We start from the raw sequence: 26385 nt of genomic DNA, 5'->3' as shown, positions 1-26385 counted from the left end.
GGCGAAAATCCCCACACAGTCTGGAGCACATACCGCCGCAGTCAACCGAGGGCAAATGCAAAAAAACGTGCTGACCGAATGTGCTCCAGGTGGATGTCATCTTTCGCGCCGCGCGCGCCTGACTGCGGGCTTGCTACGGAGTGTTTGCGTCGCTGCGCGACAGCTCAACTGCGGCATGGCGCAGCGTTATCCTGGCAGGCACCGGAGGTTTGAAGCCGCTTTCTTTGCTTACTTTCTTTGCGGCGGCAAAGAAAGTAAGTGCCGCCCCGCACAGGGGCAACGCTAATAAACCGATACGTCAACGCGGATGCCAATAAAACCCCAAAATCAAAACCCGAAACCCAAAACCAAAACCCAACCCCAAACCCCACCCCGTCCGCCAAGGACACACTTAGCGCTATCATTACCCCTTTCCCCTCAGCAACCAGCGCCCCGGGGCGCGCGCCCAGAATGGCCTCCCACGACTATCTGAAGAAAATCCTCACCGCCCGCGTCTACGACGTCGCGCGTGAGACCGAACTCGAATATGCGCGGAATCTTTCCGCACGGCTGCGCAACCCGATTTACCTGAAGCGCGAAGACAACCAGCCCGTCTTCTCGTTCAAAGTGCGCGGCGCGTACAACAAGATGGCGCACATTCCCGCCGACGCCCTCGCGCGCGGCGTGATTACGGCTTCGGCGGGCAACCATGCACAGGGCGTCGCGCTGTCGGCGGCCCGGATGGGCGTGAAGGCGATCATCGTCGTTCCCGTGACGACGCCGCAGGTCAAGGTCGACGCCGTGCGCGCGCACGGCGGTCCGACCGTCGAAGTCGTGCAGTCAGGCGAGTCGTATAGCGACGCCTACGCGCACGCCGTCAAGCTGCAGGAACAGCAAGGCCTGACCTTCGTGCATCCTTTCGACGACGAATACGTAATCGCCGGTCAGGGCACCGTCGCGATGGAAGTGCTGAGCCAGCATCAGGCGCCCATTCACGCGATCTTCGTCCCCATCGGCGGCGGCGGTCTCGCGGCCGGCATCGCGGCGTACGTGAAATCGGTGCGCCCGGAGATCAAGGTGATCGGCGTGCAGACGGACGACTCGTGCGCGATGGCGGAGTCGATCAAGGCCGGCAAGCGCGTGACGCTCAACGAAGTCGGCCTGTTCTCGGACGGCACGGCCGTGAAACTCGTCGGCGAAGAGACGTTCCGCCTGTGCCAGCAATACCTCGACGAAGTGCTGACCGTGAACACCGACGCGCTGTGCGCCGCGATCAAGGACGTCTTCCAGGACACGCGCAGCGTGCTGGAGCCGGCCGGCTCGCTGGCCGTCGCGGGCGCCAAGCAGTATGCCGAGCGCGAAGGCATCGAGAACCAGACGCTGATCGCCGTCACGTCCGGCGCGAACATGAACTTCGACCGCATGCGCTTCGTCGCGGAACGCGCCGAAGTCGGTGAAGCGCGCGAGGCAGTGTTCGCCGTGACGATTCCCGAAGAGCGCGGCAGCTTCAAGCGCTTCTGCGAACTGGTCGGCACGCGCAGCGTCACCGAGTTCAACTACCGCATTGCGGATGCGAACTCCGCCCATATCTTCGTCGGCGTGCAGATCCGCAACCGCGGCGAGTCCGCGCAGATCGCGGGCACGTTCGAAGAGCACGGCTTCGCGACCGTCGATCTGACGGGCGACGAACTGTCGAAGCAGCACATCCGCTACATGGTCGGTGGCCGCTCGCCGCTCGCGCACGACGAGCGCCTGTTCCGCTTCGAGTTTCCGGAGCGGCCGGGCGCGCTGATGAAATTCCTGTCGTCGATGGCGCCGAACTGGAACATCAGCCTGTTCCATTACCGGAATCAGGGCGCGGACTACAGTTCGATTCTCGTCGGCATCCAGGTGCCGTCGGCGGAAGATGCGGAATTCGCGCGCTTCCTCGCGACGCTCGGCTATCCGTATTGGGAAGAGACGTCGAACCCGGTGTACCGGCTGTTCCTCGGCTAATAATCGCGCATGGCTTTTTCGCTCGACGACAAGCTGGTGGTGGCGATCTCCTCGCGCGCGCTGTTCGATTTCGAGGAAGAGAACCGCGTGTACGAGGACGGCGACCTGCGCGCGTACGAAACGCTGCAGCGCGAACGGCTGAACGTCCCCGCCAAGCCCGGCGTCGCGTTTCCGCTGATTCGCAAGCTGCTGGCGCTGAATACGGGCGCGCATCGCGTGGAAGTGGTGATTCTGTCGCGCAGCGATCCCATCAGCGGCTTGCGCGCGTTCAGTTCGTGCCGAGAGCATGGCCTCGCGATCGAGCGCGGCGTGTTCACGCGCGGCCGACCGCCGTTTGCGTATCTGAAGCCGTTGAATGCGTCGCTGTTTCTGTCCGCGAATCAGGACGACGTGCGCGACGCGCTGGCGGCCGGATTTCCCGCTGCACGCGTGTTGCCCGAATCGGCGAAAATGGCGGGTAAGTACCCGGACGAAATCCGCATCGCGTTCGACGGCGACGCCGTTCTATTTTCCGACGAAGCGGAGCGCGTGTTCCAGAAGGACGGGCTAGGCGCCTTCGTCGGTCACGAGATCGACAACAAGGATCTGCCGCTCGCCGACGGGCCGCTGAAGCCTTTGCTGAAGGCGCTGCATCGTTTGCAGACGCTGGCCGACGAAGCCGCGCCGATGCACATTCGCACCGCGCTGGTGACGGCGCGCTCGGCGCCTGCGCACGAGCGCGCGATCCGGACATTGATGGCCTGGAACATCGAAATCGACGAAGCGATGTTTCTTGGCGGGCTCGACAAGGGCGCGTTTCTGCGCGAGTTCGAGCCGGACTTTTTCTTCGACGACCAAATTCGCCACTGCGAATCGGCCCGTGACGTGACAGCGATCGGGCATGTCGTGAGTGGCATCGTGAACGCATCATGACACCCGAACAATCTCCGCTGGGCAAGCCGTCCAGCTACACCGAACAGTACGACGCCTCGCTCCTTTTCCCGATTGCGCGAAAGAATGCGCGCGACCAGATCGGCATTGGCGCGACGTTGCCGTTTTTCGGCACGGACATCTGGAACGCGTATGAGCTGTCGTGGCTCAATGCGCGCGGCAAGCCGCAGATCGCTGTCGCAACGTTTTATGTTCCGGCGGATTCGCCGAATATCGTCGAGTCGAAGTCGTTCAAGCTTTATCTCGGTTCTTTTGCACACACTGCGTTTGATTCGATCGATGTCGTTCGCGATACGATCAAGCGGGATGTGTCCGCTGCTTGTGGCGCGTCTGTGTCGCTGCATCTTTATCCGCCGGCGGAGTTTTCCAAGCTCGGGCTCGAGGAGTTCGAAGGGACTTCGCTTGATCGGCTCGATCTCGATACCGACGTGTATCTGCCCGATGCTTCGTTGTTGTCGGCGGCGCTCGATGAAGCGCCTGTCGAAGAGACTCTGTTCTCCAATCTGCTTAAGTCGAATTGTCCTGTGACCGGGCAGCCTGATTGGGGCTCGGTGCAGATTCATTACGTCGGGCCGCAGATCGATCATGCTGGTCTGCTTCGCTACATTATTTCTTATCGGAACCACACTGGGTTTCATGAGCAGTGTGTCGAGAAGATTTTTCTTGATGTTCTCAAGGCTTGTCAGCCGGTTAAGCTGGCTGTTTATGCTCGGTATACGCGACGCGGCGGGCTCGATATCAATCCGTTCCGCACAAACTTTAATCTGCCGATGCCGGATAATTTGCGCACTGCGCGGCAATAAGGTTTTTTGTTTGTCTGCGACGCTGGTCGCTGTTTTTTTGCTGCGCTCTGGCATCCGCGATTTCGTATCGGTTCGCTAGCGTTGCCCCTGTGCGGGGCGGCACCTACTTTTCTTTGCCGCTGTGTAAAGACTGGAGACATAGCTGACAGGTGTACAGGGACATGGTTGACACTTTCGGGTAATCAAACGCCCGGATTCAACCATGCCCTGGGAAGCAAAAAACACCATGAATCTCCGCGAAGAATTCGTCAGCCTGGCCGCCACACAGGCCCTGTCATTCAGCGAGCTATGCCGGCGCTACCGGATCAGCCGCCAGACCGGCTACAAGTGGCTGGACCGTCACAAGGCCGAAGGCCCCGGCGGGCTGGCCGACCGCTCCCGACGCCCGCACCACAGCCCCCTGCGCTCACCTGAACACATCGAAGCGCGGGTGCTGGAACTGCGTCGCGAACATGGCTGGGGCGGACGCAAGATCGAACGGCGCCTGAAGGATCTGGGCGAGACAGAGGTGCCCGCGCCCGCCACGATCACCGAAATCCTGCGCCGCCATGGGCTCATCGATGAACAGGCGTCGCAGCAGCGCCAGCACTGGCAGCGCTTCGAGCACGCGCATCCGAACCTGCTGTGGCAGATGGACTTCAAGGGCGACGTCCAGACGCTGAAGGATGGGCGCTGCATGCCGCTGACGGTCATCGACGATCACTCGCGCTACAACCTCGTGCTGAGCGCCTGCTCGCGTACGACCACACAGGTCGTGCAGGCCGAGCTTGAGCGCGCGTTCCGCTGCTACGGGCTGCCCGCGCGCATCAACACCGACAACGGCGCGCCGTGGGGCTCGCCCAGCGCGCCGGGGCAGCTCACCGAACTCGCGGTCTGGCTGATCCGGCTGGGCATCCTGGTGAGCTACAGCCGGCCGTATCACCCGCAGACCAATGGTAAGGACGAACGGTTTCACCGCACGCTGAAGGCCGAAGTGCTGGACCGGCAGGCCTTCAGCACACATGCGCACATGCAGCAGGCACTGGATCGCTGGCGGCACGTGTACAACGTCGAACGTCCGCACGAGGCACTCGGGATGGCCACGCCCATCACGCGCTACGCGTGCAGCCTGCGCGCGATGCCCGGGCGGGTGCCCGAGCCCGAATACGGCCCCGGCGATGAAGTGTTGCGGGTCAATGCCAGCGGCGTGGTGCGCCTGCGCGGCCAGAAACTGAAGCTGTCGATCGCGCTCAAGGGGCTGCAGGTAGCCGCCCGCATGAGCGAGAAGGAAGACGGGGTGATCGAGATCTGGTTCGCCCATCAGCGGGTCGCAAAACTTGACCTGAAGACTCCCAAACCCTGACCATCAGGTGTCAACGATGTCCCCGTACAGGTGTCAACCATGTCTCCAGTCTGTACACAGCGGCAAAGAAAAGTAGGCAAAAGAAAGCCGCTTCAAACCTCCGGTACCTACCGGGATAACAGCACGGCACACGTTCCTTGAGCTGTCGCGCAGCGACGCAAACACTCCGTAGAAAGCCCGCAGTCAGGCGCGCGCAGCGCAAAAAATGACATCCACCTGGGCACATTCGCTCGACTTGTTTTTTTGCGTTTGCCGTCGGTTTACGGCGGTATGTGTTCCGGACTGTGTGTGGTTTTTCGCGCCGTGCGCGGTTGACTGCGGGCTTTCTACGGAGTGCGGAGGTCACTGCGCGATAGCTCAGCTGCGGCGTGCCGCAGCGCTATCCTGGCGGGCACCGTAGGTTCAAAAGCGGCTTTCTTTTGCCTACTTTTCTTTGCCGCTGCAAAGAAAAGTAGGTGCCGCCCCGCACAGGGGCAACGCTAGCAAACCGACAAAAAAGACGCGGATGCCAGCGAAGAAAAAGATCAAGCCGCAGGCTTCTTATAGGCGACGCAGTCAACCTCAACTTTACAGTCAATAACCATAGAAGACACAACACATGCCCGCGCAGGCGGATTAGCCCCAAAGTACTCCTTGAAGACCTTATTAAAAGAAGCAAAGTCGCGCGGATCATCGAGCCAAACCCCACACCGGACGACATGCTCCGGCCCATACCCGGCCTCGCTCAAAATCGCCAGCACATTCTGAATCGTCTTGTGCGACTGCTCGACGATTCCGCCGTTGATCACTTCGCCGTTTTCCATCGGCGTCTGCCCCGACACGAACAGCCAGCCGTCCGCTTCGACTGCACGCGCAAACGGCATCACCTGTCCGCCCGTGCCCTTGCCACCTTCAACGCCATAACGCTTCATCGTTCAACTCCTGTAACGGTAAGCGCGTCCGCAACCCATGCGAACGCAAAATCAGTCAGAAACCTTCGGTGTTCTCGGCCCGCGACGCCGCCGTCGCCCCACGCGCGACAAACCTCCCCGCGCGTTCGCCCGTGTGAGTCCCATCGCGATACGACAGCACGCCATTCACCCAAACCGCGTCGATACCATCCGCCGCCTGCTGCGGCTTGTCGAACGTGGCTGCATCGCGCACGCGCGCAGGATCGAACAGCACGAGATCCGCGTGATAGCCGATATGCACCTCGCCGCGCTCCTTCAAGCCGAAACGCCGCGCCGACAGGCTCGTCATCTTGCGAATCGCGTCTTCCAGCGGAATCAGCTTCTGGTCTCGCGCATAGTGCCCCAGCACGCGTGGAAACGCGCCCCACAAACGCGGATGCGGCAACGGATCGTTCGGCAAACCGTCCGAGCCGACCATCGTCGCGGGATGCGACAGGATGCGCCGCACGTCATCCTCGGACATGTTGTGATACACGACGCCAGCCGGTTGCAGTCGCTTGCCCGCTTCCTGTTGCGTGACGCCCCATTCCGCCGCGATGTCCTTGATCAGCTTGCCCGCCATCTCCGGATGCGGCGTCGACCACGTCACCGTGATGTCGATATCGCCCGTCACCTGCTTGAGATCGAGCGTCGACGAACTGCGGTTGTACGGATAGCAGTCGCATCCGACCGGATGAAATTGCCGCGCGCCTTCGAGCGACGCGAGCACCTCGACGCTGCGCCCCCAGTTCGACGGACCCGCGCACTTCAGATGCGAAATGATCACAGGCACGCGCGCGTGCTTGCCGATGCGATACGCCTCGTCCATTGCATCGAGAATCGCGTCGAACTCGGTGCGCATGTGCGTCGTGTACAGCGCGCCCGATGCCGCGAGCGGCTCGGCAAGCGCCATCACTTCTTCCGTCGGCGCAGCGAATGCAGAGCCATACGCGAGCCCCGAACTCAAACCGAGCGCGCCGTGCGCCAGCGCTTCTTCGAGCTGCGCGCGCATGCCGCCGATTTCCTGCGCCGTCGCCGCGCGGTCCAGCCGGTCCATATGGTTGTTGCGCAGCGCCGTATGTCCGATCAGCGCGCCGACGTTCACAGAAGGCTTCGCGGCATTCACGGCATCGACGTATGCGGCGAAAGTCGGATACTGGAACGCGTCGCGCGCGCCGAGCAGATTCATCGGATCGGGCGGATCGCCCTTCAACGAAACAGGCGACGCGCTGATGCCGCAATTGCCGACGATCACCGTCGTCACGCCCTGCGTGATCTTCGGCATCATCTGCGGCGAGCGGATCACGTGCGTGTCGTCATGCGTGTGGACGTCGATGAAGCCCGGCGCGAGCGCGCGGCCGTTTGCCTCGATCACTTCTTCGGCCAGCCAGTTCGACAGATTGCCGATCGCGGCGATCTTCCCATTGCGCAATGCGACGTCGCGTTCGGCGGGCGGCGCGCCCGTGCCGTCGTACAGTTGCGCGCCGACGATCAGCGTATCGGCGGCTTCGGGGTGCGAATGCATGGATCAGTCTCCTAGCGGTTGTCGGTCGCCGCCGCCACGGTGCGCATCGAGCGCATGCTTCATGCGGCGCAGCAGTTCGCGGCTCTCGTCGCCGAGACTCAACGCGAGTTCGGTGACGAGCACGTCGAGCGCCATCATCATCGCGTAACGCGACGACGACGGCTTGTAGATAAAGTCGGTTTCGAACGCGACGATGGGAATCACCCAGTCGGCCATCCTCGCGAGCGGCGACGCGGGCGCCGTCACCGTGATCAGCGTCGCGCCGTAGCTGCGCGCGATCTTGCAGCTGTCCACCATCTCGGGCACGCGGCCCGTCGTCGATAGCGCGATCACGACGGTGTCGCGCGAAACCGTCGACGCCACCATGCGCTGCAGCAAACCATCCTGATACGTGGCGACAGGTCGACCCAGCCGCACGAGACGGAAGCGCATCTCATCGGCGAGCGCAGTCGAGCCGCCGCCCATGCCGAACACGTAGATCATGCGCGCGTCGCGCAACGCGGCCGCCGCCTGCGCGATGGGCGCCTGACACAGCAACTGATGGTTGTGCGTGAGCGCCGTCTGCAACTCGTCGAACACGCGGGTTGCCAATGGCTCGGGCGTGTCGTCGTTTGGCGCGCTGATCTGCAGGAATCGCTGCCCTACTGCCGCTGCCTGCGCGAGTCGCAGCTTCAGTTCGCGCACGTCGCGGCAACCGACCGCCTTCGCAAATCGCGTGACCGTCGCGACGCTCACTTCGGCCCGCTCGGCCAACGCGCCGATGCTCGCGCGCGATGCACCCGTCAGATCGTCGAGAATCAGCGCCGCGACCTTGCGCTCGGCCGAGCGCAATTCGGGCGCACATTCTGCAATGCGCGCGACGATGTCGAAAGCAACGGGTTCGGCGGTGGAATTCATGGCTCGCTACTTGGCTCGAAACTCGGCTCGCAATTCGGCTCAAAAGCACCACGCGCCGCCGGTAACATCGACTGCGGCATGCGTGGTACTAAATAACATTTCATCAACCATCGTACTTTCGGTAACATACGAAAGTCAACTTCGATTCGATTTAACTGGCCGATGGAGCAGGATGACATGAAAGTTACAAACTATCAGGGAGCAACGATCGACCCTTATAGCAAGGGCTTGGGCAACGTGCCGGGCACGAGCATCCAGCTCGCGGACGCGTCGCGTCTCGAATGGAATCTGCTCGACGAAGACGTGAGTCTGCCCGCCGCCGTCCTGTACGCGGACCGTATCGAGCACAACCTGAACTGGATGCAGAAGTTCGTCGCCGAATACGGCGTGAAGCTCGCGCCTCATGGCAAGACCACGATGGCGCCGCAATTGTTCCGCCGCCAGATCGAAACGGGCGCATGGGGCATCACGCTCGCCACCGCGCATCAGGTGCGCGCCGCGTATCACGGCGGCGTATCGCGCGTGCTGATGGCGAATCAGCTGGTCGGCAAACGCAACATGCTGATGATCGCGGAACTGTTGAGCGATCCCGACTTCGAGTTCTTCTGCCTTGTGGATTCAGTCGAAGGCGTCGAGCAGCTCGGCAAGTTTTTCGGCTCGGTGAAGAAAGAGTTGCAGGTGCTCGTCGAACTCGGCGTGCCGGGCGGCCGCACGGGCGTGCGCGACGACGCGCAGACGCAAGCCGTGCTCGACGCGATCGCGCGTTATCCGGATTCGCTGAAGCTCGCGGGCATCGAACTGTATGAAGGCGTGTTGAAGGAAGAGCAGGAAGTGCGCGACTTCCTGCGCAGCGCCGTGAAGCTCACGCTCGAACTGTCGGACAAGGGCCGTTTTGCGCGTACGCCGGCTGTGTTGTCGGGCGCGGGTTCGGCGTGGTACGACGTCGTCGCTGAAGAATTCGCGAAAGCGTCGCGCAAGGACCGCATCGAAATCGTGCTGCGTCCCGGCTGCTATCTGACACATGACGTCGGCATCTATCGCAAGGCGCAGACGGACATCTTCAAGCGCAACCCTGTCGCGAAACGCATGGGCGAAGGCCTGTTGCCCGCGCTGCATCTGTGGGCGTATGTGCAGTCCATTCCCGAGCCTGACCGCGCGATCATCGGCCTCGGCAAGCGCGATTCAGCGTTCGACGCCGGCTATCCCGAACCTGCGAAGCACTATCGTCCGGGCACGCAGGCGCCGCGCGATATCGCCGGCACGGAAGGCTGGGAGATTTTCGGCATGATGGATCAGCATGCGTATCTGCGGATTCCCGCAGGCGCCGATCTGAAAGTCGGCGACATGATCGCGTTCGACATCTCGCATCCGTGCCTGACGTTCGACAAGTGGCGTCAGGTGCTGGTGCTCGATCCGTCGTATCGCGTGACGGAAGTGATCGAAACGTTCTTCTGATTTTTCTTCGATCGCTTCGTCAAGCAAAGCGGCGCGATGTGTGACGACATCGCGCCGTTTTTTATTGGCTCAACGGGCGGCTTCCGCAGGCTCCGCATCCGTCGATGCAGCCGCCGCCACTTCGCCGATGCGCGCTTCGAGCATCGTCAGCGCGCCCGACAGTCCTGCCAGCACATCATCCGGCAATGCGGCCATCGTGTCGTGCAGAAACGCATTGCGATTCGGCAGACTCGTTTCGATTGCGGCGCGGCCTTCCGCGGTAAGCTTCACGTTCGTGATGCGGTTGTCGCGCTCGTCCATGCTGCGCGCAATCCAGCCCATCGCTTCGAGCGACTTCAACTGACGCGTCAGCGCGCCCGGATCGATGCGCAGACGCTCGACCAGCTTCTTCTGCGACGACTCGCCCGCCTGCTCGTGCAGCGCGAGCAGAATGCGCCAGCGCGGCATCGGATGGCCGACGCGCCCCTCGAACGCCGACATGAACGCGCGATACGTGCGGCCAAACTGATGAAGGATAGCGACGCGGTCCTGTTCTTCCATGATCTTTCTTCTAAATCTCTAAAACGTCCGTCAGTCTACATGGACGACCGGCTCGACCTGCTTGCGTAACTTGACGGGCGGCACGCGCCGGCTCTGCCAGATCGCGAACAGCGACACCATTGCGCCGAGCGCGAGGCCAATGTGAATCGCGCCCACCAGCGATTCGCGCGCCGATTCCAGCAGCAACGCGCCATTGTGACCCGCGTGCGCGAGTGCGCTCAGAAGCGTCTGCTGCGCATCGCGATTCACGAGAATCTGCGGATCGCCGAGATCGGCGAACCATTGGCTCGCGTGATCGCCGTCGAGCGCGCTGCGCACGCCGCTCGCGTACATATGCGTGACGAGCGTGCCCGTCAGCGCCGTGCCGATCATCCCGCCGATCATCCGCAGCGATTGCAGCAGCGCCGTCGCGATGCCGAGATGCTCGCGGCCCGCCGTCTGCTGCGCGAACACGGTGAGGTTCGGCAGCACGAAGCCGAGGCCGAGACCGCCGAGCGTCATGAACAGCATCAGGAGCTCGCGCGGCATCGAGCGCGTCGCGATCACCACGCCGAGCGACGCCGCCGCAAACAGTGCGAAGCCGATGAACAGCATCACGTTCGGATTCGGAATGCGCGACACGATGCGCCCGTTCGCGATGCTGCCGATCGTGATGAACACGACGAGCGGCGTAATCACCAGCCCCGCCTCGTTCGGCGTCATGCCGAAGCCGCCCTGGAACAGCAGCGGCGCGTAGAACAGCAGTGAAAACATCGCGAAGCCGCCGAGCACGGCCAGCACGAACAGCGCGGACAGGCTCCGGTTGCGGAACATGTCGACGGGAAGAATGGCTTGCGGGAAGCGCTTTTCCCACTTCCACAGCGCGATCGCGCACGCGACGCTCACCACCAGCAAGCCGACGGCCGACGCCGACAAGCCATGCTTCGGCAGCAGTTCGACGAACATCTGCAAGCTGCCGAGCGACAGCGCAATCAGCAACGCACCGGGCCAGTCAAGCCGCATCTTGCCTTCGTGCACGACATGCCGAAGATGCGGCAGATAGCGCCACACGAAAAACAGCGACAGCAGGCCGACGGGCAGATTCACGTAGAACACCGAGCGCCAGCCGTAGTACTGCGTCAGAAAACCGCCGAGCGACGGGCCCACCGCGTTCGCAATGCCGAACGCCGAACTCATCAGCACCTGCCAGCGCAGACGCACGACCGAATCCGGAAAGAGATCGGGAATGCAGGCGAACGCGGTGCCGACCAGCATGCCGCCGCCGATGCCCTGCAGGCCGCGCGCAATCACCAGAAAAAGCATGTTGTTGGCCGCGCCGCAGAGCACGGAAGCCGCCGTGAACACGATGATCGACGCGATCACGAACGGCTTGCGCCCGTAATAGTCGCCGAGTCTGCCGAAGATCGGCACGGTGATCACCGAGGTCAGCAGATAGGACGTCGCAACCCACGCGTACAGCTCGAAACCCTTGAGATCCGCGACGATCGTCGGCAGCGCGGTGCCGACTACGGTCTGGTCGAGCGCAACCAGCATCGACACGAAAGAAACGCCCAGCATCGCCAGCAGCGATTCCCGGAACGGTAAAACTTGCCCACTCGAATGGTGAGCGGCGGTATGCACGGCCATTTTTTGATGAAACAACTGTTGACGCGTCAACGATACGGAATCATACCATGCGGGATGGCTCTAAATGTGCGTGCATTCGAACGCAGCCGCTGCACCGGATGCGTCAAAAAACTCAATCCGCCGAAGTCAGGGAGACTCATGGAACCCACGATGCTCGCCGCCGCGCCGCTTTCCGCCGACGATCTCGCAACACTGCGCCGCGCCAAACACGAACTCGAAAGTCCCGCGCTCGCGATGAAACTCGCCAGCATCGTCGGCTCGCCGATGGAAAAGCTGATCTCGCGGATGCCGTCCATCGCCAGCGACAAGGTCAACGACGCGACGCAACTCGCGCTGCGCAAATGCCTGCAGATCGCGCTGCGCACGCTCGGCCGTCCGATGGGCGGCGCGCCGCTCGGCGTCAGCGACCGGCCGAGCAATCTGCTGCACAAGTTCGCCGTCGCGACGACGGGCGCGGCGGGCGGCGCGTTCGGGCTGTTCGCGCTGCCTGTGGAACTGCCCGTGACGACGACGCTGATGTTCCGCTCGATCTGCGACATCGCGCGCAGCGAGGGCGAGGATCTGACGTCCGTCGATACGCAGCTGCAATGTCTGACGGTGCTCGGCATGGGCGGCACGTCCAAAGCCGACGACGACGCCGACTACGGCTACTTCATCATGCGCGGCGCGCTGGCGCAGGCGGTGTCGAAGGCGTCGTCGGAAATCGCGACGAAGGGCTTCACGACGCACGGCTCGGCGGCGCTGCTGCGCCTGTTGAACACGATCGCGTCGCGCTTCTCGGTGCAGGTGAGCGAGCAGATCGCCGCGAAGTCGATTCCCGCGATCGGCGCGGTGCTCGGCGCGATGGTCAACACCGTGTTCATCGATCACTTCCAGCAGGTCGCGCACGGGCACTTCACGGTGCGGCGGCTCGAACGCCAGTACGGCACGGATGCCGTCCAAGCCGCGTATCAGGCGATCGACGTTTCGCTCGAAGGCTGAACGTTGCGCGACTCGCTCGTCACGCGTTTCACGAAGCGCGCGGCAAGATCGAGCGCACGCCCCGCTTCGGGAATGAACGGCACCCAGAGTTGCCACACGTGCGGCATCTTGCGCCAGATCTCGAAGTCGATCTCGACGCCCGCCGCGCGTGCCTTGTCGGCGACACGGCGCGAATCGTCGAGCAACACTTCCGTGCTGCTCACCTGCATGAAAAGCGGCGGCAAGCCTTTCAGGTCGGCGTACAGCGGCGACGCGTACGGATGCGTCGCGGACGTGTCGCCCAGATAGAGCTTCGCGGCCCGCGCGATCGACGGACCGTGGAACATCGGATCGACGCCGTCGTTGGTTTCCAGCGACGCGCCCGTCGCCGCGAGATCGGTCCACGGTGAAAACAGGATCGCGCCGGCCGGCAACGGCTCGCCGGCATCGCGCAACGCGACGAGCGTCGCTAGCGCCAGGCCGCCGCCCGCCGAATCGCCCGCGATCACGATCGACTCCGGCTTCGCGCCGTCTTCGATCAAACGACGATACGCGGCGAGCGCATCGTCGAGCGCGGCGGGAAACGGGTGTTCGGGCGCGAGCCGGTAGTCGAGCGAAAACACACGCGCCCCGCTCCGCGCCGCCAGACCGAACGACGCCGCGCGATGCGTCTGCGGGGAACAGAAGTAGTAGCCGCCGCCATGCAGATAAAGAATCGTGGCCGCGTGTCTGCCGTCGACGCGCGTCAGCCACTCACCGCGCAGCGGTCCGTCGTGCGCGCCATATCGTTCGTGCAAAGTCCAGCCGGAAGGCACGCGCGGCGTATAGGCACGCTTCGCGGTCATCTTGCGCGCGCGTTCGGCGCTGATGGTCGGATGTCGTGTCTGCGGATGAAACTGACGGCGCAGAAACCAGCACGCGAGGGCGCTTTGCCAACTCATCGGAGCATTCTCCAATCGACAGTCAAGCGCCCATGGTACGTGGCTTTCGGCACGGCGCGGTCGACGGCGGCTTCTACTGGATGCATAAGGCGCCACGCTGCGTTTGAAATGCAAATGGCCGGAACCGCCGTGCGCGGTTCCGGCCATCTTTTTGTCTTGCCTGGTTTGTTTAATTCGCCGGCAACACCTGACCGCGAATCTCGCCCGTCGGGTTCTGCGCGGTGTGAATATTGAAGTACCACTGGCCCGCCATCAGGTCCGTGACCTGCTGTTCCGTGAGCGTCGCGGAACCCTTCATCGGGCTCGCCAGCGCATTCTTCTCGATGGGCACCTGCACCTTCGCGTTCTGACCGACGGGCGCCGGTCCGTGGAAGTGCGCCATCGTCGCGGGCCCCGACAGGCTCTCGTAAGTGGCCGTCCACTTGAGCGTCCTCGTCGACGTATCGAACGTAGCGTCCAATGCGCCGTGTCCCTTGCTCACGCGCGGTGGCACTTCGCTCGACGGCTCGAGGTCTGCCTTCAGTTCCACCGTGTCCGCCAGCGCAACACCCGACGCCGACGCCAACGCCCACACAACCGCCACCATGCTCAGCTTTCGAATCGCAATCATTGTTCTCTCCGAGTCTTTGCGCGCCGCGCTGGCATCGCTTCTTGTGCAAGGCCTGGGCGGCCACGCCAATTCATGCGCCAGCACATACTAGTGCAATTCGAAGCACAGCGCGTGACGCATGCGCAGTCACGCAAAGGCTTGCGAAGCGGGCGGAAAGAAGACGGGAAGCGCAGAGTCAGGCGAGCAACGCCGCCTGCTCTTCGATGCCATCGAGCATCGTGTTACACAGGCGGACGAGCGCGATGCCTTCGCTGCGCAACAGCTCGGACGGCGCGCTCGTCAACTGATGACGATAGCGTTCGAGCACGCCGAGCAACGGCGGATACTGCAGCACGCCCACGGCGCCCGCGACCCGATGGTGCCATTGACGCAACGCGCCGACGTCCGGCTCGTTCAGCAGCGGCGGCAGTGCACGCAGATCGTCGCGCACCGCTGACACGAACGCATCGAGTAACGACTTGACGGTCGATTCGCTGCCCCAGATCTGCGTCAACTGGCTGAGATCGACGGGCACGTACGCGATGCTGGCCGCGTCTTGAGGACGCGTGTCCTGCGCAACAACAGCGGGCGCTTCGCTTTGCCCGACAGACCGTGTACCCTCCGCGCCGAACCAGCGGCTGAGATACTCGCGCAAGGTGGCGAGACGCGTCGGTTTGACGAGGCAATCGTCCATGCCGGCTTCGCGGCACGCGTTCAGATCTTCCGGCGCGGTGTTCGCGGTAATGCCGAGTATCGGCAGACGCGCACCCGTCTCACGCTCCTTGTCGCGAACCGCACGCGCCAGTTCGTAACCGGACATCCTCGGCATGTGGCAGTCGGTGATCAGGAAGCCGTATGGCGTTGCATCGAGGGCTTCGAGCGCCTCGGCGCCATCGTTGACGACGTCGCACGCAAAGCCGAGTAACGCCAGTTGATGACGGATCAGTTCCTGATTGACGGGATGGTCTTCGGCGACGAGTACGAGCCGGCCGCAAGTGATCGCCCGCTCGCGATCGGGCGGCGCGGTGACGGCTTCCGCCGCGCCGGGTTGACGCGCGGGCGTCGGCGACAGCCCCGTCAGCGCCGCGGCGCACGCCGCGCTCAAACCGCGCCACGAAATCGGATTGATACTGACACGCACCGCGTTATCGACGATCCGGTAGCCGGTCGGCTTCGGCTTCTCGGTCAGACTGATGATTTTCGCGTTCGATTGCGCGATCTCGACAGGCAGCTCAACGCCATCGCCGACGAAAACCAGATCCACGTCTTGCGGCGTTGTCGCATCAGGAAATCCGGCCCCGCGCGCGCATCGCAGTTCGAGACCGAGCGCCGCGCCGAAATGGACGAGAGCCGTTGCGACGGGCGCATCGGAGGTGAACACGATGCCGCGCTTGCCGCGCAAACCGCCCGCGCGGTAATGCTGCATGTCGAGCGGCATCAGCAGACGCAACGTCATGCGGGTACCTTCGCCCGGCGTGCTCGACAACGACAGCGTGCCGCCCATCAGCGCGACCAGCTTGCGGCAGATCGTCAGTCCGAGACCGGTACCGCCGAAGCGCCGCGTGGTCGACGATTCCGCCTGCACGAAAGGCTCGAACAGCCGCGCCTGAACGTCGGGCGCAATGCCGATGCCCGTGTCGTCGACGGTGATCTCGACCGTTTGACCGTGCGCGCTCTGCTCGACCACCTGCACGTCGATGTCGACCTCGCCTTGCGGCGTGAACTTGATCGCGTTGCCAAGCAGATTGAACAGGATTTGTCGCAAGCGCACGCTGTCGCCTCGCAGCGTCGCGGCAACCTGCGGGTCGACATCGACACGCACCTTCAGACCTTTCTCATGCGCGCGCCCTGCCAACAGACCGACTGCGGTATCGACCAGATCGCGCAAGTCGATCGGCTCGGACTCGATCGTCAGGCGTCCCGCCTCGATCTTCGAATAGTCGAGCAGGTCGTCGAGAATCTGCAGCAGCGCGCCCGCCGACTCATGAATCATCCCGAGCATTTCGCCCTGGTCGGCGTCGAGCCGCGTACGTTCGAGCACTTCGACGAGACCCAGCACGCCGTTCATCGGCGTGCGGATTTCGTGGCTCATCATCGCGAGGAAGTCGTCCTTCGCGCGCGACGCGGCTTCGGCCAGATCGCGCGCATGCGCCAGTTCGTCGGCGCGCAGCCGTTCGACGCTCGCGTCGACCCAATAGCCGCTCCATACCGTCGCGCCGCTCGCCTCGCGGCGCGGTACGAGTTCGGCGCGAACCCAGCGCTGCTCGGAGGGACCGTCGATCCGAAATTCCAGGTGCAGCGGTTCAGACGACGCGGCGGAACGCTCGAGCGCTGCCACGACGCCCGGACGGTCTTCCGTGCAGATCGTGCCGAAGTCGAGCGCCGCGCTGCGCATCAGCACGGCGCTGTCGTAGCCCAACAGATGTTCGGTGTCGCCGCCGACATACGGGAACGTGTACTCGCCATCGAGCCCGCGGCGCAGCTGGAAAACCACTGCCGGCAGCGAGCCGGTCACGTCGATGAGACGCCGTTGCGTTTCGTTTGCCAGCATTTCCGCGCGACGAATGTCGGTGATATCGACGAGCGTGCCGAGCACGCAGAGCGGCGCGCCGCCCGCGTCCTCGCACACACACACGCAGAAAAGGCCGTGCCGGCTATCGCCATCGCGACTCTCGAACTGCAGTTCGATTTGCGTGGCCGAGCCGTTTTGCAGCGCGTCGCGCGTCAGCTGTTCGAGACGCAGGCTGTTGTCCTCGCCCCACGCGTGCACGTCGGCGCTCGTGCGGCCGATCACCATTTCATGCCGGAGCCCCGTCGCTTCTTCGTACGCGCGATTGACGGCGATGTAGCGCCCCTGCAGATCTTTGGCGACGAGCGGATACGGGACCATCTCCATCATCGTCTGCTGAAAATTCAGTTGCGATTCGAGCTCGCGCTCCGTGCGCTCGCGCCGGCCGACTTCGCGCTGCAACAGCACGTATGCCCGCAACGTCACCAGCAGGATCACACCGATGCCGATCAGCACGGGCAGCAGCCGCAGCGCAGTCACGCTCCAGCCGCCTCGCGGCCGCGCGTCGCCCGTCACCCATTTCTGGCGAATGCGCTGATGCTCCGGCGCGGGCATCGCCAGCAGCGCACGGTCGATCAGCCCGGCCAGCGGCGCGAGATCGGCGCGAACCGCAAAGCCGACGGGGTCCGGCTCACGCACCGTACCGACGATCTTCAGCACGCCCGCGTATTGCCCCGCCAACGCGGCGTCGATTTCCGCGACGTTGCCGACCAATGCATCGGCGCCGCCCGCCGCCAGAAATTTCAACGCTGCGTCCACTCTCGGGGCGACGCTCACATGAGCCGCCGCGACGCCATACGACTGGAAAGGCACCGCCCCTTTGCTATGGACGGACACCAGGATGCGGCGCGCCGCGAAATCGCTCAGGCTGCGTGCGGCGGGTTCGGCTTCGCGCGCCACGATGACGAGCGGATAGGTTTCATATGCGTGGGTGAAAGTTGCCCGATCCAGCCTGGGATCGTTGCGATTGGCCGTAGCAAGCAGCGCGATGTCGCCGCGCTGGAAACCCGCAAGCGTGCCCGGCCAATCCTTTGCCGGCACGCGACGAAGCGTGATACCCAACGACCGGCTCAGGTAGTCGAGATAGTCGGCAGCGATGCCTGACGGACGACCTAACTCGTCGAGCGCGCTGAATGGCGCCCAGTCGCCGTCGAAGCCGACGGTCAGGGGCGGCAAGGTTCGAAGCCACGCCTGTTCGTCGCGGCTTAGCACAAGATTCGACGCCGCCGACGCGGGCCGCGCTTCGAAACTGCCGCCGAGCCAGCGCGCCCGGATCGCGGCTTCGTCTTCGTGCTGAAGCGCAGTGAGCCCACGGTCCAGCTTGTCGCGCAAATCGGACCTCGCGACGGGAACGGCGAAGCGCATTTCGCTCACCTGCCCCGTTTCTTCGAACGCGATGGCCAGCCCGCTAAATTCCGGATCGGCCAGATAATGACGCACTGCCGGTGTGAAGCCGAAGTACACGTTGTCCTGGCCTTGCCTGATCGCCTGCAATGCGGAGCGTGTGTCGTCGAAGGAATCGAACTGCGCATGCGGGAAGCGCTCTCGCAGCACGGCGCCAAGCGCGAAGCCGCGCTCGACGGCGACGCGCGCGGCTTGCACCTGCTGCTGGCCGGACAACGCCGTTGCCCTGCTTGCCAGCGTGACGGCGGACGTCGATCCACGGAAATACGGCGTTGAAAACGACAGGCAATGCTCACGTTCCGGCGTGCGCGCGATGCTCGTCACGATGTCGACGCGATTCGCGCACGCGGCCGCAAGCAATCGGTCCATGTCGGGAAACGTCTTCGTCGTGATTTCGACGTCAGGCCCGACGATCGCACGCAGATAGTCGACGCTCATCCCGGCGTAGTTGCCGTCCTGGAACATCTCGAACGGCGGCCAGCCGCTGGCGAGCACGCCGACCGTCAGCCTCGCAGGAAACCCGGACGGATGCGCGCCAGGTGCGGCTTGCGCGGGTTGAATGCCGAGCAACAACGTGCACAACAGGGCAAAAGTGGCTGTCAGGGCGTGGCGAACGCGGGTCCGCAAGGTGCGATGTGTCGAATGAGAGGGGATCTGCGACGGGACGAGTGAGCAATACATGAGCGCGCTCACGCCGACTCGCCGCGACGGTCTTCGCGGCGCTGCATGAAAACATCGCGTGGCTCTCCGAATACACGCGAGTGCAGCAACCCCGCCAGCACGCCGCCTGCGAGTGGAGCAGCCCAGAAGAGCCACAACTGGTCGAGCGCCCAGTCGCCGACGAACAGCGCCGGTCCCGTCGAGCGCGCGGGGTTCAGCGAAGCATTCGTGACGGGCGTCGCGACGACGTAACCGAGCATCAGCCACAAGCCCGCGACGAGCGGTCCGACCAGGTTCGCCCAGCGGCCGTTCGACACCAGCATGCGCGCCAGCACGAACGCGAACGACATGGTGATTTCGACGGCCAGCGCCGAATGCAGCGAGTAGTCAGCGGGAGAATGGTCGCCATATCCCGTCGCGCCGAACTCGCTCGACGCCAGCTCGAAACCGGGACGGCCACTCGCGATATACACGAGCAGCGCAGCGCCCGCGGCCGCGCCGAGCACCTGCGCGGCGATATAGGGAGCGAGATCGCGGACGGGAAACCGTTGCGCTGTGACGAAAGCGACGGTGACGGCGGGATTGAAGTGCGCGCCGGAAAAACGTCCGAGAACGTATGTCGCCGTAGCGAGCGCCAGACCGAATGCGAGCGGCACGGCTATCACACCGATGCCCTGCGCGCCGGTGTTGAGCGCGGCGGTGCCGCACCCGATGAACACGAGCCACGCCGTCCCGGCGCCTTCCACGATCAATCGCTTTCCCAGCCCTGACATGCATCCTCCGGAAACTGCCCCGCTCCGACCATCCTTTGAGACGGATCAAATGAGTTGTGCGTTTCACATTTGATTTGCATTACGAATCAATTACGTGACACGACACCCCACGATCCGGGAGTCCAACCGGAGATTTTTGATTCCGTGAACAGGGCCGAAAATCGGACAATTCCGAAAAATGCGATCAGGTGAGACCGATCTGACAGGCGTAGTCGATCACGTCAGCTTCCGTTTCCAGCCCGAGCTTGCGCATGGCGTTGCGCTTCTGCGTGCTGATCGTCTTCGCGCTGCGATTGAGCCGGACCGCAATCTGGCTGATCGTCATACCGCTTACGTACATCGTGAAGACTTTCCATTCGCCGGCACTCATCACGCCCGATCGTGGTTGCGGAGTGCCCGCCTTCGCGATCGCTGCGCGCGCGTGGTTGGACAGATAGCCCTGGCCCGTCAACACCGCGTCGATCGCGTGAATCAACGAAGCGGTCATGTCGCGCTTGTCAACGATCGCGGCGACGCCATGCTGCAGCAACCCCATCAGGATCGACGGTTGATGGATCATCGTGAGTACGACGATGGGCAAATGCGGCGTGTGGTGCATCACACGTCTCAGGAACTGGATTGCATTGCTCTCGCCGTCGATGCCCGGCATGCCGATGTCCGTCACGACGACGTCGCACGTGCATACGTCCAGCAACTCGGCGAGCGCCTGCGTGCTGTCCGCCTCACCAACGACCGATACATGGCTGATCTGCTCCAGCAAAAACCTGACGCCCACGCGCACGCACGCGTGATCGTCGGCGACGATGACGCGAATCTTGTTTTCCATTCTTGTTCTGTACTTGTTGGTAGACCGTCGCCGTACAGCGTCCCCTCGAGGACGGTCATTTCGTTATGCCCACAGTTGCGCTGCGTCAGCCTCGTCCGCCTGTCCTGCTTGCCGCAATGGGTTGATCGTCGGGCACCAGACCATGTTCGACGGCGAATCGGAACAGATCGGCATCGCTTTGCAGCGACAGCTTGCGCATCGCCGTGCACTTCTGCGCGCTGATCGTCTTGACGCTACGGCCAAGCCTTAGCGCGATTTCGGTGACGCCTCGCCCCGTCGCGTATTGCGTCAGCACCTCGAGTTCGCGTCGCGACAGAACCTGCCTGACATAGTCGATCCGGCGCGACAAGGTAGCGTCGGCGAGCAAGGCGCGAATGGCAGGACCGACATAGCATTCGCGCGCCAGCGCAGTGATGATCGCCACGTGAATCAGGTCGATGCGGTCGCGCTTGCTCACAACCGCACCCACACCGAGCGCGAGCACCTTTTGCAGTGCGTCGGCCGACGTTTCCATCGTCAGCACGACTACGACGACATCAGGATGACGCTCCTTGAACTGCCGGACCATCTCGGTGCCGTCACCGTGTATGCCGCCCGGCATGTAGAGATCCATGATGACGAGTTCGCATTTGACACGCTGCGCCTCAGCGAACAACTCGGATGAATCTGTCGCCTTGCCGACAATTTCGATGTTGGGAAATCCCGACATCAGATTTTCCATCGCCAGCAAGACGAGCGGATGATCGTCGGCGATGATGGTGCGGATTGGCGGTGTCACATCCTTCCTCATATTCACGCGTGGTCTCTCCCTGTTTCTTGTAACTTGATATAGATCCGGCGATCTCTAGCCGGCGAGAATCAGATATCCAGTTTTCCCCAGACATAAGATTTCTCCGAAATATAGTTAGTGATCCCGAATTATCTCTTGTGCGAGACCGTACGCGCGCACGAAGGCAAACAGGCCGGGATCGTTGCTGACGCCAAGCTTCGCCATTGCGTCGCGCTTTTGCCGGCTAACCGTTCGAACGTCCCGCCCCAGATCGCGGGCGATTTCGGAGATGGACTTGCCGCGCACGAACATGCCGATCACTTCGGACTGGCGCGGAGAAAGGTAACGCATGGGCGACATGCCGAACGGCTCGCCGCTCGCCTCCGCGAGCGTCTGAAGGATCGACCGGCTCACGTAGGAGCGCCCCGTGCCGGCCGCGCGTATGGCGGCGGCCAGCTCGTCCATCGATTCGCTCTTGTTGAGCATGCCGATCACGCCGTCGGACATGATGGACCGGAGAATGGCCGCGTTGGTCAGGCTGGTCAGCACGACGATGCGAACCTCCGGCCAGCCGCTGCGTATGCGCCGGATGAGCCGGAGCCCGTCGTCGGCGTCCCCCGACGCACCCGGCATGGTCAGATCCGTGACCAGCACGTCGCATGGCGCGTTTTCCATCAGTTGAACAAGCGACGAAGGGCTCGTCGCCTCGCCGACGACCGTGAATCCTCCATGCGCGATCAGCGTGGCCCGGATACCGAGCAGAACAAACGGGTGATCGTCTGCCAGCATGATTCGAAGGTTCAAAGTTGCCGCCTGCTTTTTGGTTTGTGTTTATCGATGTCGAAACGTCCATTTCGAAGCGAGTCAAAAAGAGCCCGCTTTGAGAGACCGCCCCCGGACAAATAACGGATCGCGTTCCGACAAACCGAATCTAAACATCTTCGGCAAAAACGGAATATCAGAGATTTCCGAATCAATGACTGATTCAAAGATGATTTTGAAAAACCGCTGAGGAATTACCGACTTTGAACCACTCGAATAAGACAGTGCCCATCCATTTTCATCACGCCACTTCCGAAATTTCGGAATAGCTTTTAGGAAGCCTTGCTACAACGGGCTTCCAAGGAAGGAGACATAGAGTTCATCGTGGCAATTCTCGCATAATCCAATCGATACACATGCGATTCGGCATAAGAATTATATGCATCGCGAGTTTTTTGGCCATTCGATATAGTCGTGAAAGAAGAACCTGCTTATGCAAATAAACTTCAATCGATAGAATTTAAAATAATTCCGACTTTCAAGACAGAAAAATCAGACAGACCATATCGAATCTGCGACACAGAATGTTTTCGATTTAAGTCGATCACAAAATAAAGAAGGGGCATTCGACGGATAGCCGAACGCCCCAAAAAACCGCATCGAGATCTATGCCCGTTCGATCACGCCCGCACGCGCGCTCCGTACCGCGCCGCGCGCAGCGGCCTCGGGAAAACCGGCAGCGCGATCAGCGCGCACAGACTCGCAATGGCCCAGACCACCGGCCAGGAAGTTGCAGCAAGCAACGGCGGAATCGCGAGCGGCGTGACGAACAAGGTCATGAAGGCGCACGTGTTGCCCATCGCGAGTGCGGTTCCGGCACGGCGTGTCCCTGCGAGCGTCGCGAGTTCGGTGTAGGCAACGCCATGCCACGCGGATGCACTGACGCCGCCCAGCACGACCATCGCCGCGAGCACGACCGTCAAGAAACCGTGCGCGCCGCCCGCGCCCGCTGCTGCGATCAGCGCGAGCGTCGCGAACAGCAGCGCCGTCAGCACGCTGCATACGCGCATGTACTGGCGACGGTTTCCGTGCCGGTCGGTCCAGCGCCCGCTCCAGACGCGGGCCACTGCCGCGCCCGTCTGGACGGCCGCCATCGTCGCGCTGATGCCGACCACGCCCACGCGTCCGAAGTCATGCAGGAACACCGTCGCAAACGTGACGACGGCGAGTTGCGGCACGCACAGCACGCCAATTCCCAATGCGACGCGCCACACACCGATATCGCGCAGCGGCGAGGCGCCCTGCGCACTCGCACTGGGCGCAGCCGAAGCAGCAGACGCAGCCGACTCCGGCGGCTCATGCAGCCAGCGCCACGCGAACCAGCCCGTCACGGCGCACAGCGCGGCAAGCACGCCATACACCGCCGCAAAACCGAAGTGCGAGGCAAGCGACGGCAGCGTCAGCGCGCCGAGTCCGCCGCCCGCGGGCACAGCCGTTTGCCGGATGCTCATCGCGAGACCGCGTTCGCCTTCGCGAAACCATGCCATCACGGCGCGCCCGCTCGACCCGTTCACGCTTCCGCCAAGCAGCCCGACCGCCAGAAGTCCGAGCGCGAGCGGCACGATGCCGGGCACGTCGGCGCCGTGCGGCACGACGAAGCCGGCCATCGCCGCGAGCGCGGCGGCCGTCGTCAGCAGACCGAGCAGCAGCACGCGCCGGTCGCCCCAACGATCGGTGAGCAGTCCCCACGGCAGCTCGCTGACGGCAATGCCGAGCCCGAGCATGCCGAGCACCAGACCCAATCCGCCGTTGTCGATGTGATAGCCGTTACGCAGAAAGATCGCCGTCGTCGGAATGCCGGAAAATGCGGCCGCGAAGCTCGCGTTCGCGGCGAAACCGACGCCCAGCACCTTCCAGCGATGATCGACGCCCAACCCGCCTGATGTTCCCAATGCCTGAAAAGCTTGTCCCACGATGACCTCCGGATGACTCGGTTGGTGCTTATCGTAGGGTTGCGCGTTCAATCGGAAAAGCGGGAAAATAGGATGTCATCCATCGGAGAATCCGAAACATGAACCAGCGGGCGTTCGACCTCGCGCAGTTGCGCACCTTCGTGGCCGTCGCGGAAGCGGGCAGCGTGTCGGCTGGCGCCGATCGCGTGTTCCTGTCGCAGTCGTCGGCGAGCGAGCAACTGAAGAAGCTTGAGGAGCGCGCCGGCCAGCCGCTCTTCCTGCGCGGCAAACTGGGCGTCACGGCGACGCCTGCGGGCGCGAAGCTGCTGGATCACGCGCGCCGCATCCTCGCGATGAGCGAAGCCGCGTTCGAAGACCTGCAAGGGCGCGCGCTCGACGGCGAGTTGCGTATCGCGATCACCGATTACTACCGTCCGCACGATGTCGCGCGCGTGCTGAAGATGTTCTCGGAGCAGCATCCTCGGTTGCGGCTGCATGTGACGGTGCTGCCGAGCGCGGTGATCGACAGCGGCGTCGAAGACGACGGCACGTTCGACATCGGTCTGTCGCTGCGCATCGTCGCGCCGGGCGCGAAGCGGGTCGCGTCGGGCAGGCCGACTGCCGCCAGCACCGTCGTGCGACGCGAGAAGCTGGTCTGGGCGATGTCCGCCGATGCCGACCCAAGGCACATCGCCACGCCCTTTCATCTCGTGCTGCTGCCGTCGACCTGTCAGCTGCAGCGCTTCGTCGTCCGCTTGCTCGATGAAAGCAGGGTGCCGTACCTCGTATCGCATTCGGCATCGGGCATGGCCGGTCTTCAACTGGCATTGAAGGCGGGACTCGGCATTTCATGTCTGAACGAATCGTCGATCGGTTCGGGCATGGTGCCCTGCCCGCCTGCAATCAGCCTGCCTCAGTTGCCCGCCGTCGAGTTCCATCTGCTGCCCGGACGTCCCGGCGAAAGCGAGCTCGTCACCAATGCGCGCGAAGCGTTCATGCGTTTGCTTGCCTGAGCGGCAGACGGCGGTCTGCGAGTATGCCCGATTGACGCGGCAACGTCTGCAGACGCTTTTTGCCGTGCGTTGAAACACCGCCGATTGCCACCTATGATGTTTGCAATGCCTACGTCATCCTGATGACCTAACGTAACCACCGAAGGTGACAAAGCGTTGGCGGGATCGACGGCAGGCGCGAGGGGCGCCCCGCACCATGTCGCACCCTCTTCTGCGCGCGCGAGCCGGCTTGCATAGACTGTCGGCGCCGCGCATGTAAGAGCATCAATCATTTGCATGTCCTGGGTCGCTTAGGCGGCCGCGGTAGAGAAGCAAGAGTGAAGAGCGCCACGCGACTCTTCCTCGGGGTATCACACAACGAAATTTAGAAACCCTATTTCCCTACGAGGCCAGTCGTGCATCGCAGAACCATCGGCTCTTCGATCCTGTTGCTGTTATGCGCTCTTTGCACCGTGTGTGCGAGGCCATCGTTTGCCGCTTCGAATGACGCGCCCGCGCCGTCCACAATGGACGAGAAAATGCATGCGTGCACGACCTGTCACGGCGTGCAGGGCCAGGGACGCAACAACGATTATTTCCCGCGCATCGCAGGCAAGCCCGCCGAGTATCTGTTCAACCAGTTGCAAGCTTTCCGCGACGGCGGCCGCACCTATCCGCCGATGGGCTATCTGCTCGCGTTTCTGCCCGACGACTATCTGCGCAAGATCAGCCAGTATTTCGCCGACATGCAGCCGCCCTATCCGAATGCCGATACGAATCCGCTGCCGCAAGCGACGCTCGATTACGGCAAGCAGCTCGTCATGCAAGGCGACGCGAAGCGCGGCATTCCCGCGTGTGTCGCGTGTCACGGCGCGCGGCTGACGGGACAGCAGCCGGGCATTCCCGGCCTGCTCGGTCTGCATGCGAGCTACATCGCGGGACAGATGGGCACATGGCGCTCGGGCACGCGTCACGCGCTCGCGCCGGACTGCATGCATACCATCGCCGTCAAACTCAACGACAAGGACATCACGGCCGTCTCGAGCTGGCTCGCGCGCCAGCCGCGTCCCGCCGATCCGCGTCCCGTGCCGCGATTGCCCGGCAAGCTGCCGCTCGCATGTGGGAGCCAACCGGAATGAAGACTCTCTCCCTTCGCTTTGTTTCGCC

General features: G+C 63.1%; 21 protein-coding genes. 8 read left to right on the top strand and 13 right to left on the bottom strand.

The window, feature by feature from the left end; translation table 11 throughout:
- Positions 1 to 450 precede the first annotated feature (450 nt).
- The 4 genes from ilvA to QEN71_RS01970 all read left to right on the top strand — a co-directional run bounded on the left by ilvA (position 451) and on the right by QEN71_RS01970 (position 5049).
- Positions 451 to 1974 carry a threonine ammonia-lyase, biosynthetic gene (ilvA, locus tag QEN71_RS01985; RefSeq protein WP_201650830.1) on the top strand — a complete coding sequence of 508 codons (1524 nt, stop codon included), beginning with the start codon at positions 451 to 453 and terminating at the stop codon, positions 1972 to 1974.
- 9 nt (positions 1975 to 1983) lie between these two features.
- A complete protein-coding gene (locus tag QEN71_RS01980) occupies positions 1984 to 2886 on the top strand; it encodes a 5'-nucleotidase (RefSeq protein ID WP_201650831.1) in 903 nt (300 codons plus the stop codon).
- Positions 2883 to 3707 (top strand): NADPH-dependent 7-cyano-7-deazaguanine reductase QueF, encoded by an 825-nt coding sequence (gene queF, locus QEN71_RS01975; protein ID WP_201650832.1) that lies wholly within the window; start codon positions 2883 to 2885, stop codon positions 3705 to 3707. Before QEN71_RS01980 ends, queF begins: the two co-directional genes overlap by 4 nt.
- 202 nt (positions 3708 to 3909) lie before the next feature.
- Positions 3910 to 5049, top strand: a complete 1140-nt coding sequence (locus tag QEN71_RS01970; protein ID WP_290468229.1) for an IS481 family transposase — start codon at positions 3910 to 3912, stop codon at positions 5047 to 5049.
- A 524-nt stretch (positions 5050 to 5573) separates the two neighbouring features.
- Here the strand turns inward: QEN71_RS01970 and QEN71_RS01965 are convergent.
- From QEN71_RS01965 to QEN71_RS01955, 3 genes are read right to left on the bottom strand one after another with little or no spacing between them, the layout of a single operon-like run.
- On the bottom strand, positions 5574 to 5960 hold the full coding sequence (locus QEN71_RS01965; RefSeq protein WP_201651260.1) for a RidA family protein: 387 nt from the start codon (positions 5958 to 5960) through the stop codon (positions 5574 to 5576).
- A gap of 55 nt (positions 5961 to 6015) precedes the next feature.
- Complete coding sequence (locus QEN71_RS01960; protein ID WP_201651261.1) at positions 6016 to 7503, bottom strand: N-acyl-D-amino-acid deacylase family protein; 1488 nt, start codon at positions 7501 to 7503, stop codon at positions 6016 to 6018.
- A gap of 3 nt (positions 7504 to 7506) precedes the next feature.
- Entirely contained in the window at positions 7507 to 8400 is an 894-nt protein-coding gene (locus QEN71_RS01955; protein WP_201651262.1) for a MurR/RpiR family transcriptional regulator, read from the bottom strand.
- Positions 8401 to 8577: 177 nt separating this feature from the next.
- Between QEN71_RS01955 and QEN71_RS01950 the strand changes: the two genes are divergently transcribed.
- Positions 8578 to 9855: an amino acid deaminase gene (locus QEN71_RS01950; RefSeq protein ID WP_201651263.1), complete on the top strand. Its 1278-nt coding sequence runs from the start codon at positions 8578 to 8580 to the stop codon at positions 9853 to 9855.
- Between the two features lie 69 nt (positions 9856 to 9924).
- Here QEN71_RS01950 and QEN71_RS01945 read toward each other — a convergent pair whose 3' ends face one another.
- Both QEN71_RS01945 and QEN71_RS01940 read right to left on the bottom strand, forming a co-directional pair.
- Positions 9925 to 10395, bottom strand: a complete 471-nt coding sequence (locus QEN71_RS01945; protein WP_201651264.1) for a MarR family winged helix-turn-helix transcriptional regulator — start codon at positions 10393 to 10395, stop codon at positions 9925 to 9927.
- A gap of 30 nt (positions 10396 to 10425) precedes the next feature.
- The gene (locus tag QEN71_RS01940) at positions 10426 to 12021 is read right to left on the bottom strand and encodes an MFS transporter (RefSeq protein WP_201651441.1); all 1596 of its coding nucleotides are present in this window, start codon (positions 12019 to 12021) and stop codon (positions 10426 to 10428) included.
- 138 nt (positions 12022 to 12159) lie between these two features.
- On the opposite strand from QEN71_RS01940, the gene QEN71_RS01935 reads away from it, so the two are divergent.
- Entirely contained in the window at positions 12160 to 13002 is an 843-nt protein-coding gene (locus tag QEN71_RS01935; protein ID WP_201651265.1) for an EcsC family protein, read from the top strand.
- On the opposite strand, the gene QEN71_RS01930 is transcribed toward QEN71_RS01935, so the two are convergent.
- The 8 genes from QEN71_RS01930 to QEN71_RS01895 form a co-directional block, all read right to left on the bottom strand.
- Positions 12972 to 13922 (bottom strand): alpha/beta hydrolase, encoded by a 951-nt coding sequence (locus QEN71_RS01930; RefSeq protein WP_201651266.1) that lies wholly within the window; start codon positions 13920 to 13922, stop codon positions 12972 to 12974. The genes QEN71_RS01935 and QEN71_RS01930 overlap by 31 nt on opposite strands.
- Before the next feature lie 169 nt (positions 13923 to 14091).
- Positions 14092 to 14532 carry a CHRD domain-containing protein gene (locus QEN71_RS01925; RefSeq protein ID WP_201651267.1) on the bottom strand — a complete coding sequence of 147 codons (441 nt, stop codon included), beginning with the start codon at positions 14530 to 14532 and terminating at the stop codon, positions 14092 to 14094.
- A gap of 175 nt (positions 14533 to 14707) precedes the next feature.
- On the bottom strand, positions 14708 to 19165 hold the full coding sequence (locus tag QEN71_RS01920; protein WP_201651442.1) for an ATP-binding protein: 4458 nt from the start codon (positions 19163 to 19165) through the stop codon (positions 14708 to 14710).
- Between the two features lie 8 nt (positions 19166 to 19173).
- Positions 19174 to 19917, bottom strand: coding sequence for an aquaporin (locus QEN71_RS01915; protein WP_201651268.1), 744 nt, complete (start codon positions 19915 to 19917; stop codon positions 19174 to 19176).
- Between the two features lie 184 nt (positions 19918 to 20101).
- On the bottom strand, positions 20102 to 20743 hold the full coding sequence (locus tag QEN71_RS01910; RefSeq protein WP_201651269.1) for a response regulator transcription factor: 642 nt from the start codon (positions 20741 to 20743) through the stop codon (positions 20102 to 20104).
- 85 nt (positions 20744 to 20828) lie between these two features.
- The gene (locus tag QEN71_RS01905; RefSeq protein ID WP_201651443.1) at positions 20829 to 21533 is read right to left on the bottom strand and encodes a response regulator transcription factor; all 705 of its coding nucleotides are present in this window, start codon (positions 21531 to 21533) and stop codon (positions 20829 to 20831) included.
- A 114-nt stretch (positions 21534 to 21647) separates the two neighbouring features.
- Positions 21648 to 22301 (bottom strand): response regulator transcription factor, encoded by a 654-nt coding sequence (locus QEN71_RS01900; protein WP_201651270.1) that lies wholly within the window; start codon positions 22299 to 22301, stop codon positions 21648 to 21650.
- 653 nt (positions 22302 to 22954) lie between these two features.
- Entirely contained in the window at positions 22955 to 24247 is a 1293-nt protein-coding gene (locus QEN71_RS01895; protein WP_233471841.1) for an MFS transporter, read from the bottom strand.
- Positions 24248 to 24345: 98 nt separating this feature from the next.
- On the opposite strand from QEN71_RS01895, the gene QEN71_RS01890 reads away from it, so the two are divergent.
- Positions 24346 to 25239 (top strand): LysR family transcriptional regulator, encoded by an 894-nt coding sequence (locus QEN71_RS01890; protein ID WP_201651271.1) that lies wholly within the window; start codon positions 24346 to 24348, stop codon positions 25237 to 25239.
- 506 nt (positions 25240 to 25745) lie between these two features.
- Positions 25746 to 26357: a c-type cytochrome gene (locus QEN71_RS01885; protein WP_377791197.1), complete on the top strand. Its 612-nt coding sequence runs from the start codon at positions 25746 to 25748 to the stop codon at positions 26355 to 26357.
- Positions 26358 to 26385 lie beyond the last annotated feature (28 nt).

It is taken from the genome of Paraburkholderia sabiae, assembly GCF_030412785.1.
GTDB classification, from domain to species: domain Bacteria; phylum Pseudomonadota; class Gammaproteobacteria; order Burkholderiales; family Burkholderiaceae; genus Paraburkholderia; species Paraburkholderia sabiae.
The sequence above is the reverse complement of the archived record's forward strand: the minus strand, read 5'-3'. Positions and strand labels throughout refer to the sequence as shown.

What these genes read in the sequence shown, in the direction of transcription:
- QEN71_RS01900 (WP_201651270.1), bottom strand. Translation starts at nt 22,301, where the DNA reads ATGCTGGCAGACGATCACCCGTTTGTTCTGCTCGGTATCCGGGCCACG.
- QEN71_RS01925 (WP_201651267.1), bottom strand. Translation starts at nt 14,532, where the DNA reads ATGATTGCGATTCGAAAGCTGAGCATGGTGGCGGTTGTGTGGGCGTTG.
- QEN71_RS01935 (WP_201651265.1), top strand. Translation starts at nt 12,160, where the DNA reads ATGGAACCCACGATGCTCGCCGCCGCGCCGCTTTCCGCCGACGATCTC.
- QEN71_RS01915 (WP_201651268.1), bottom strand. Translation starts at nt 19,917, where the DNA reads ATGTCAGGGCTGGGAAAGCGATTGATCGTGGAAGGCGCCGGGACGGCG.
- QEN71_RS01955 (WP_201651262.1), bottom strand. Translation starts at nt 8,400, where the DNA reads ATGAATTCCACCGCCGAACCCGTTGCTTTCGACATCGTCGCGCGCATT.
- QEN71_RS01920 (WP_201651442.1), bottom strand. Translation starts at nt 19,165, where the DNA reads ATGTATTGCTCACTCGTCCCGTCGCAGATCCCCTCTCATTCGACACAT.
- QEN71_RS01945 (WP_201651264.1), bottom strand. Translation starts at nt 10,395, where the DNA reads ATGGAAGAACAGGACCGCGTCGCTATCCTTCATCAGTTTGGCCGCACG.
- QEN71_RS01890 (WP_201651271.1), top strand. Translation starts at nt 24,346, where the DNA reads ATGAACCAGCGGGCGTTCGACCTCGCGCAGTTGCGCACCTTCGTGGCC.
- QEN71_RS01940 (WP_201651441.1), bottom strand. Translation starts at nt 12,021, where the DNA reads ATGGCCGTGCATACCGCCGCTCACCATTCGAGTGGGCAAGTTTTACCG.
- QEN71_RS01965 (WP_201651260.1), bottom strand. Translation starts at nt 5,960, where the DNA reads ATGAAGCGTTATGGCGTTGAAGGTGGCAAGGGCACGGGCGGACAGGTG.
- QEN71_RS01950 (WP_201651263.1), top strand. Translation starts at nt 8,578, where the DNA reads ATGAAAGTTACAAACTATCAGGGAGCAACGATCGACCCTTATAGCAAG.
- ilvA (WP_201650830.1), top strand. Translation starts at nt 451, where the DNA reads ATGGCCTCCCACGACTATCTGAAGAAAATCCTCACCGCCCGCGTCTAC.
- QEN71_RS01930 (WP_201651266.1), bottom strand. Translation starts at nt 13,922, where the DNA reads ATGAGTTGGCAAAGCGCCCTCGCGTGCTGGTTTCTGCGCCGTCAGTTT.
- QEN71_RS01960 (WP_201651261.1), bottom strand. Translation starts at nt 7,503, where the DNA reads ATGCATTCGCACCCCGAAGCCGCCGATACGCTGATCGTCGGCGCGCAA.
- queF (WP_201650832.1), top strand. Translation starts at nt 2,883, where the DNA reads ATGACACCCGAACAATCTCCGCTGGGCAAGCCGTCCAGCTACACCGAA.
- QEN71_RS01970 (WP_290468229.1), top strand. Translation starts at nt 3,910, where the DNA reads ATGCCCTGGGAAGCAAAAAACACCATGAATCTCCGCGAAGAATTCGTC.
- QEN71_RS01910 (WP_201651269.1), bottom strand. Translation starts at nt 20,743, where the DNA reads ATGGAAAACAAGATTCGCGTCATCGTCGCCGACGATCACGCGTGCGTG.
- QEN71_RS01980 (WP_201650831.1), top strand. Translation starts at nt 1,984, where the DNA reads ATGGCTTTTTCGCTCGACGACAAGCTGGTGGTGGCGATCTCCTCGCGC.
- QEN71_RS01885 (WP_377791197.1), top strand. Translation starts at nt 25,746, where the DNA reads ATGGACGAGAAAATGCATGCGTGCACGACCTGTCACGGCGTGCAGGGC.
- QEN71_RS01905 (WP_201651443.1), bottom strand. Translation starts at nt 21,533, where the DNA reads ATGAGGAAGGATGTGACACCGCCAATCCGCACCATCATCGCCGACGAT.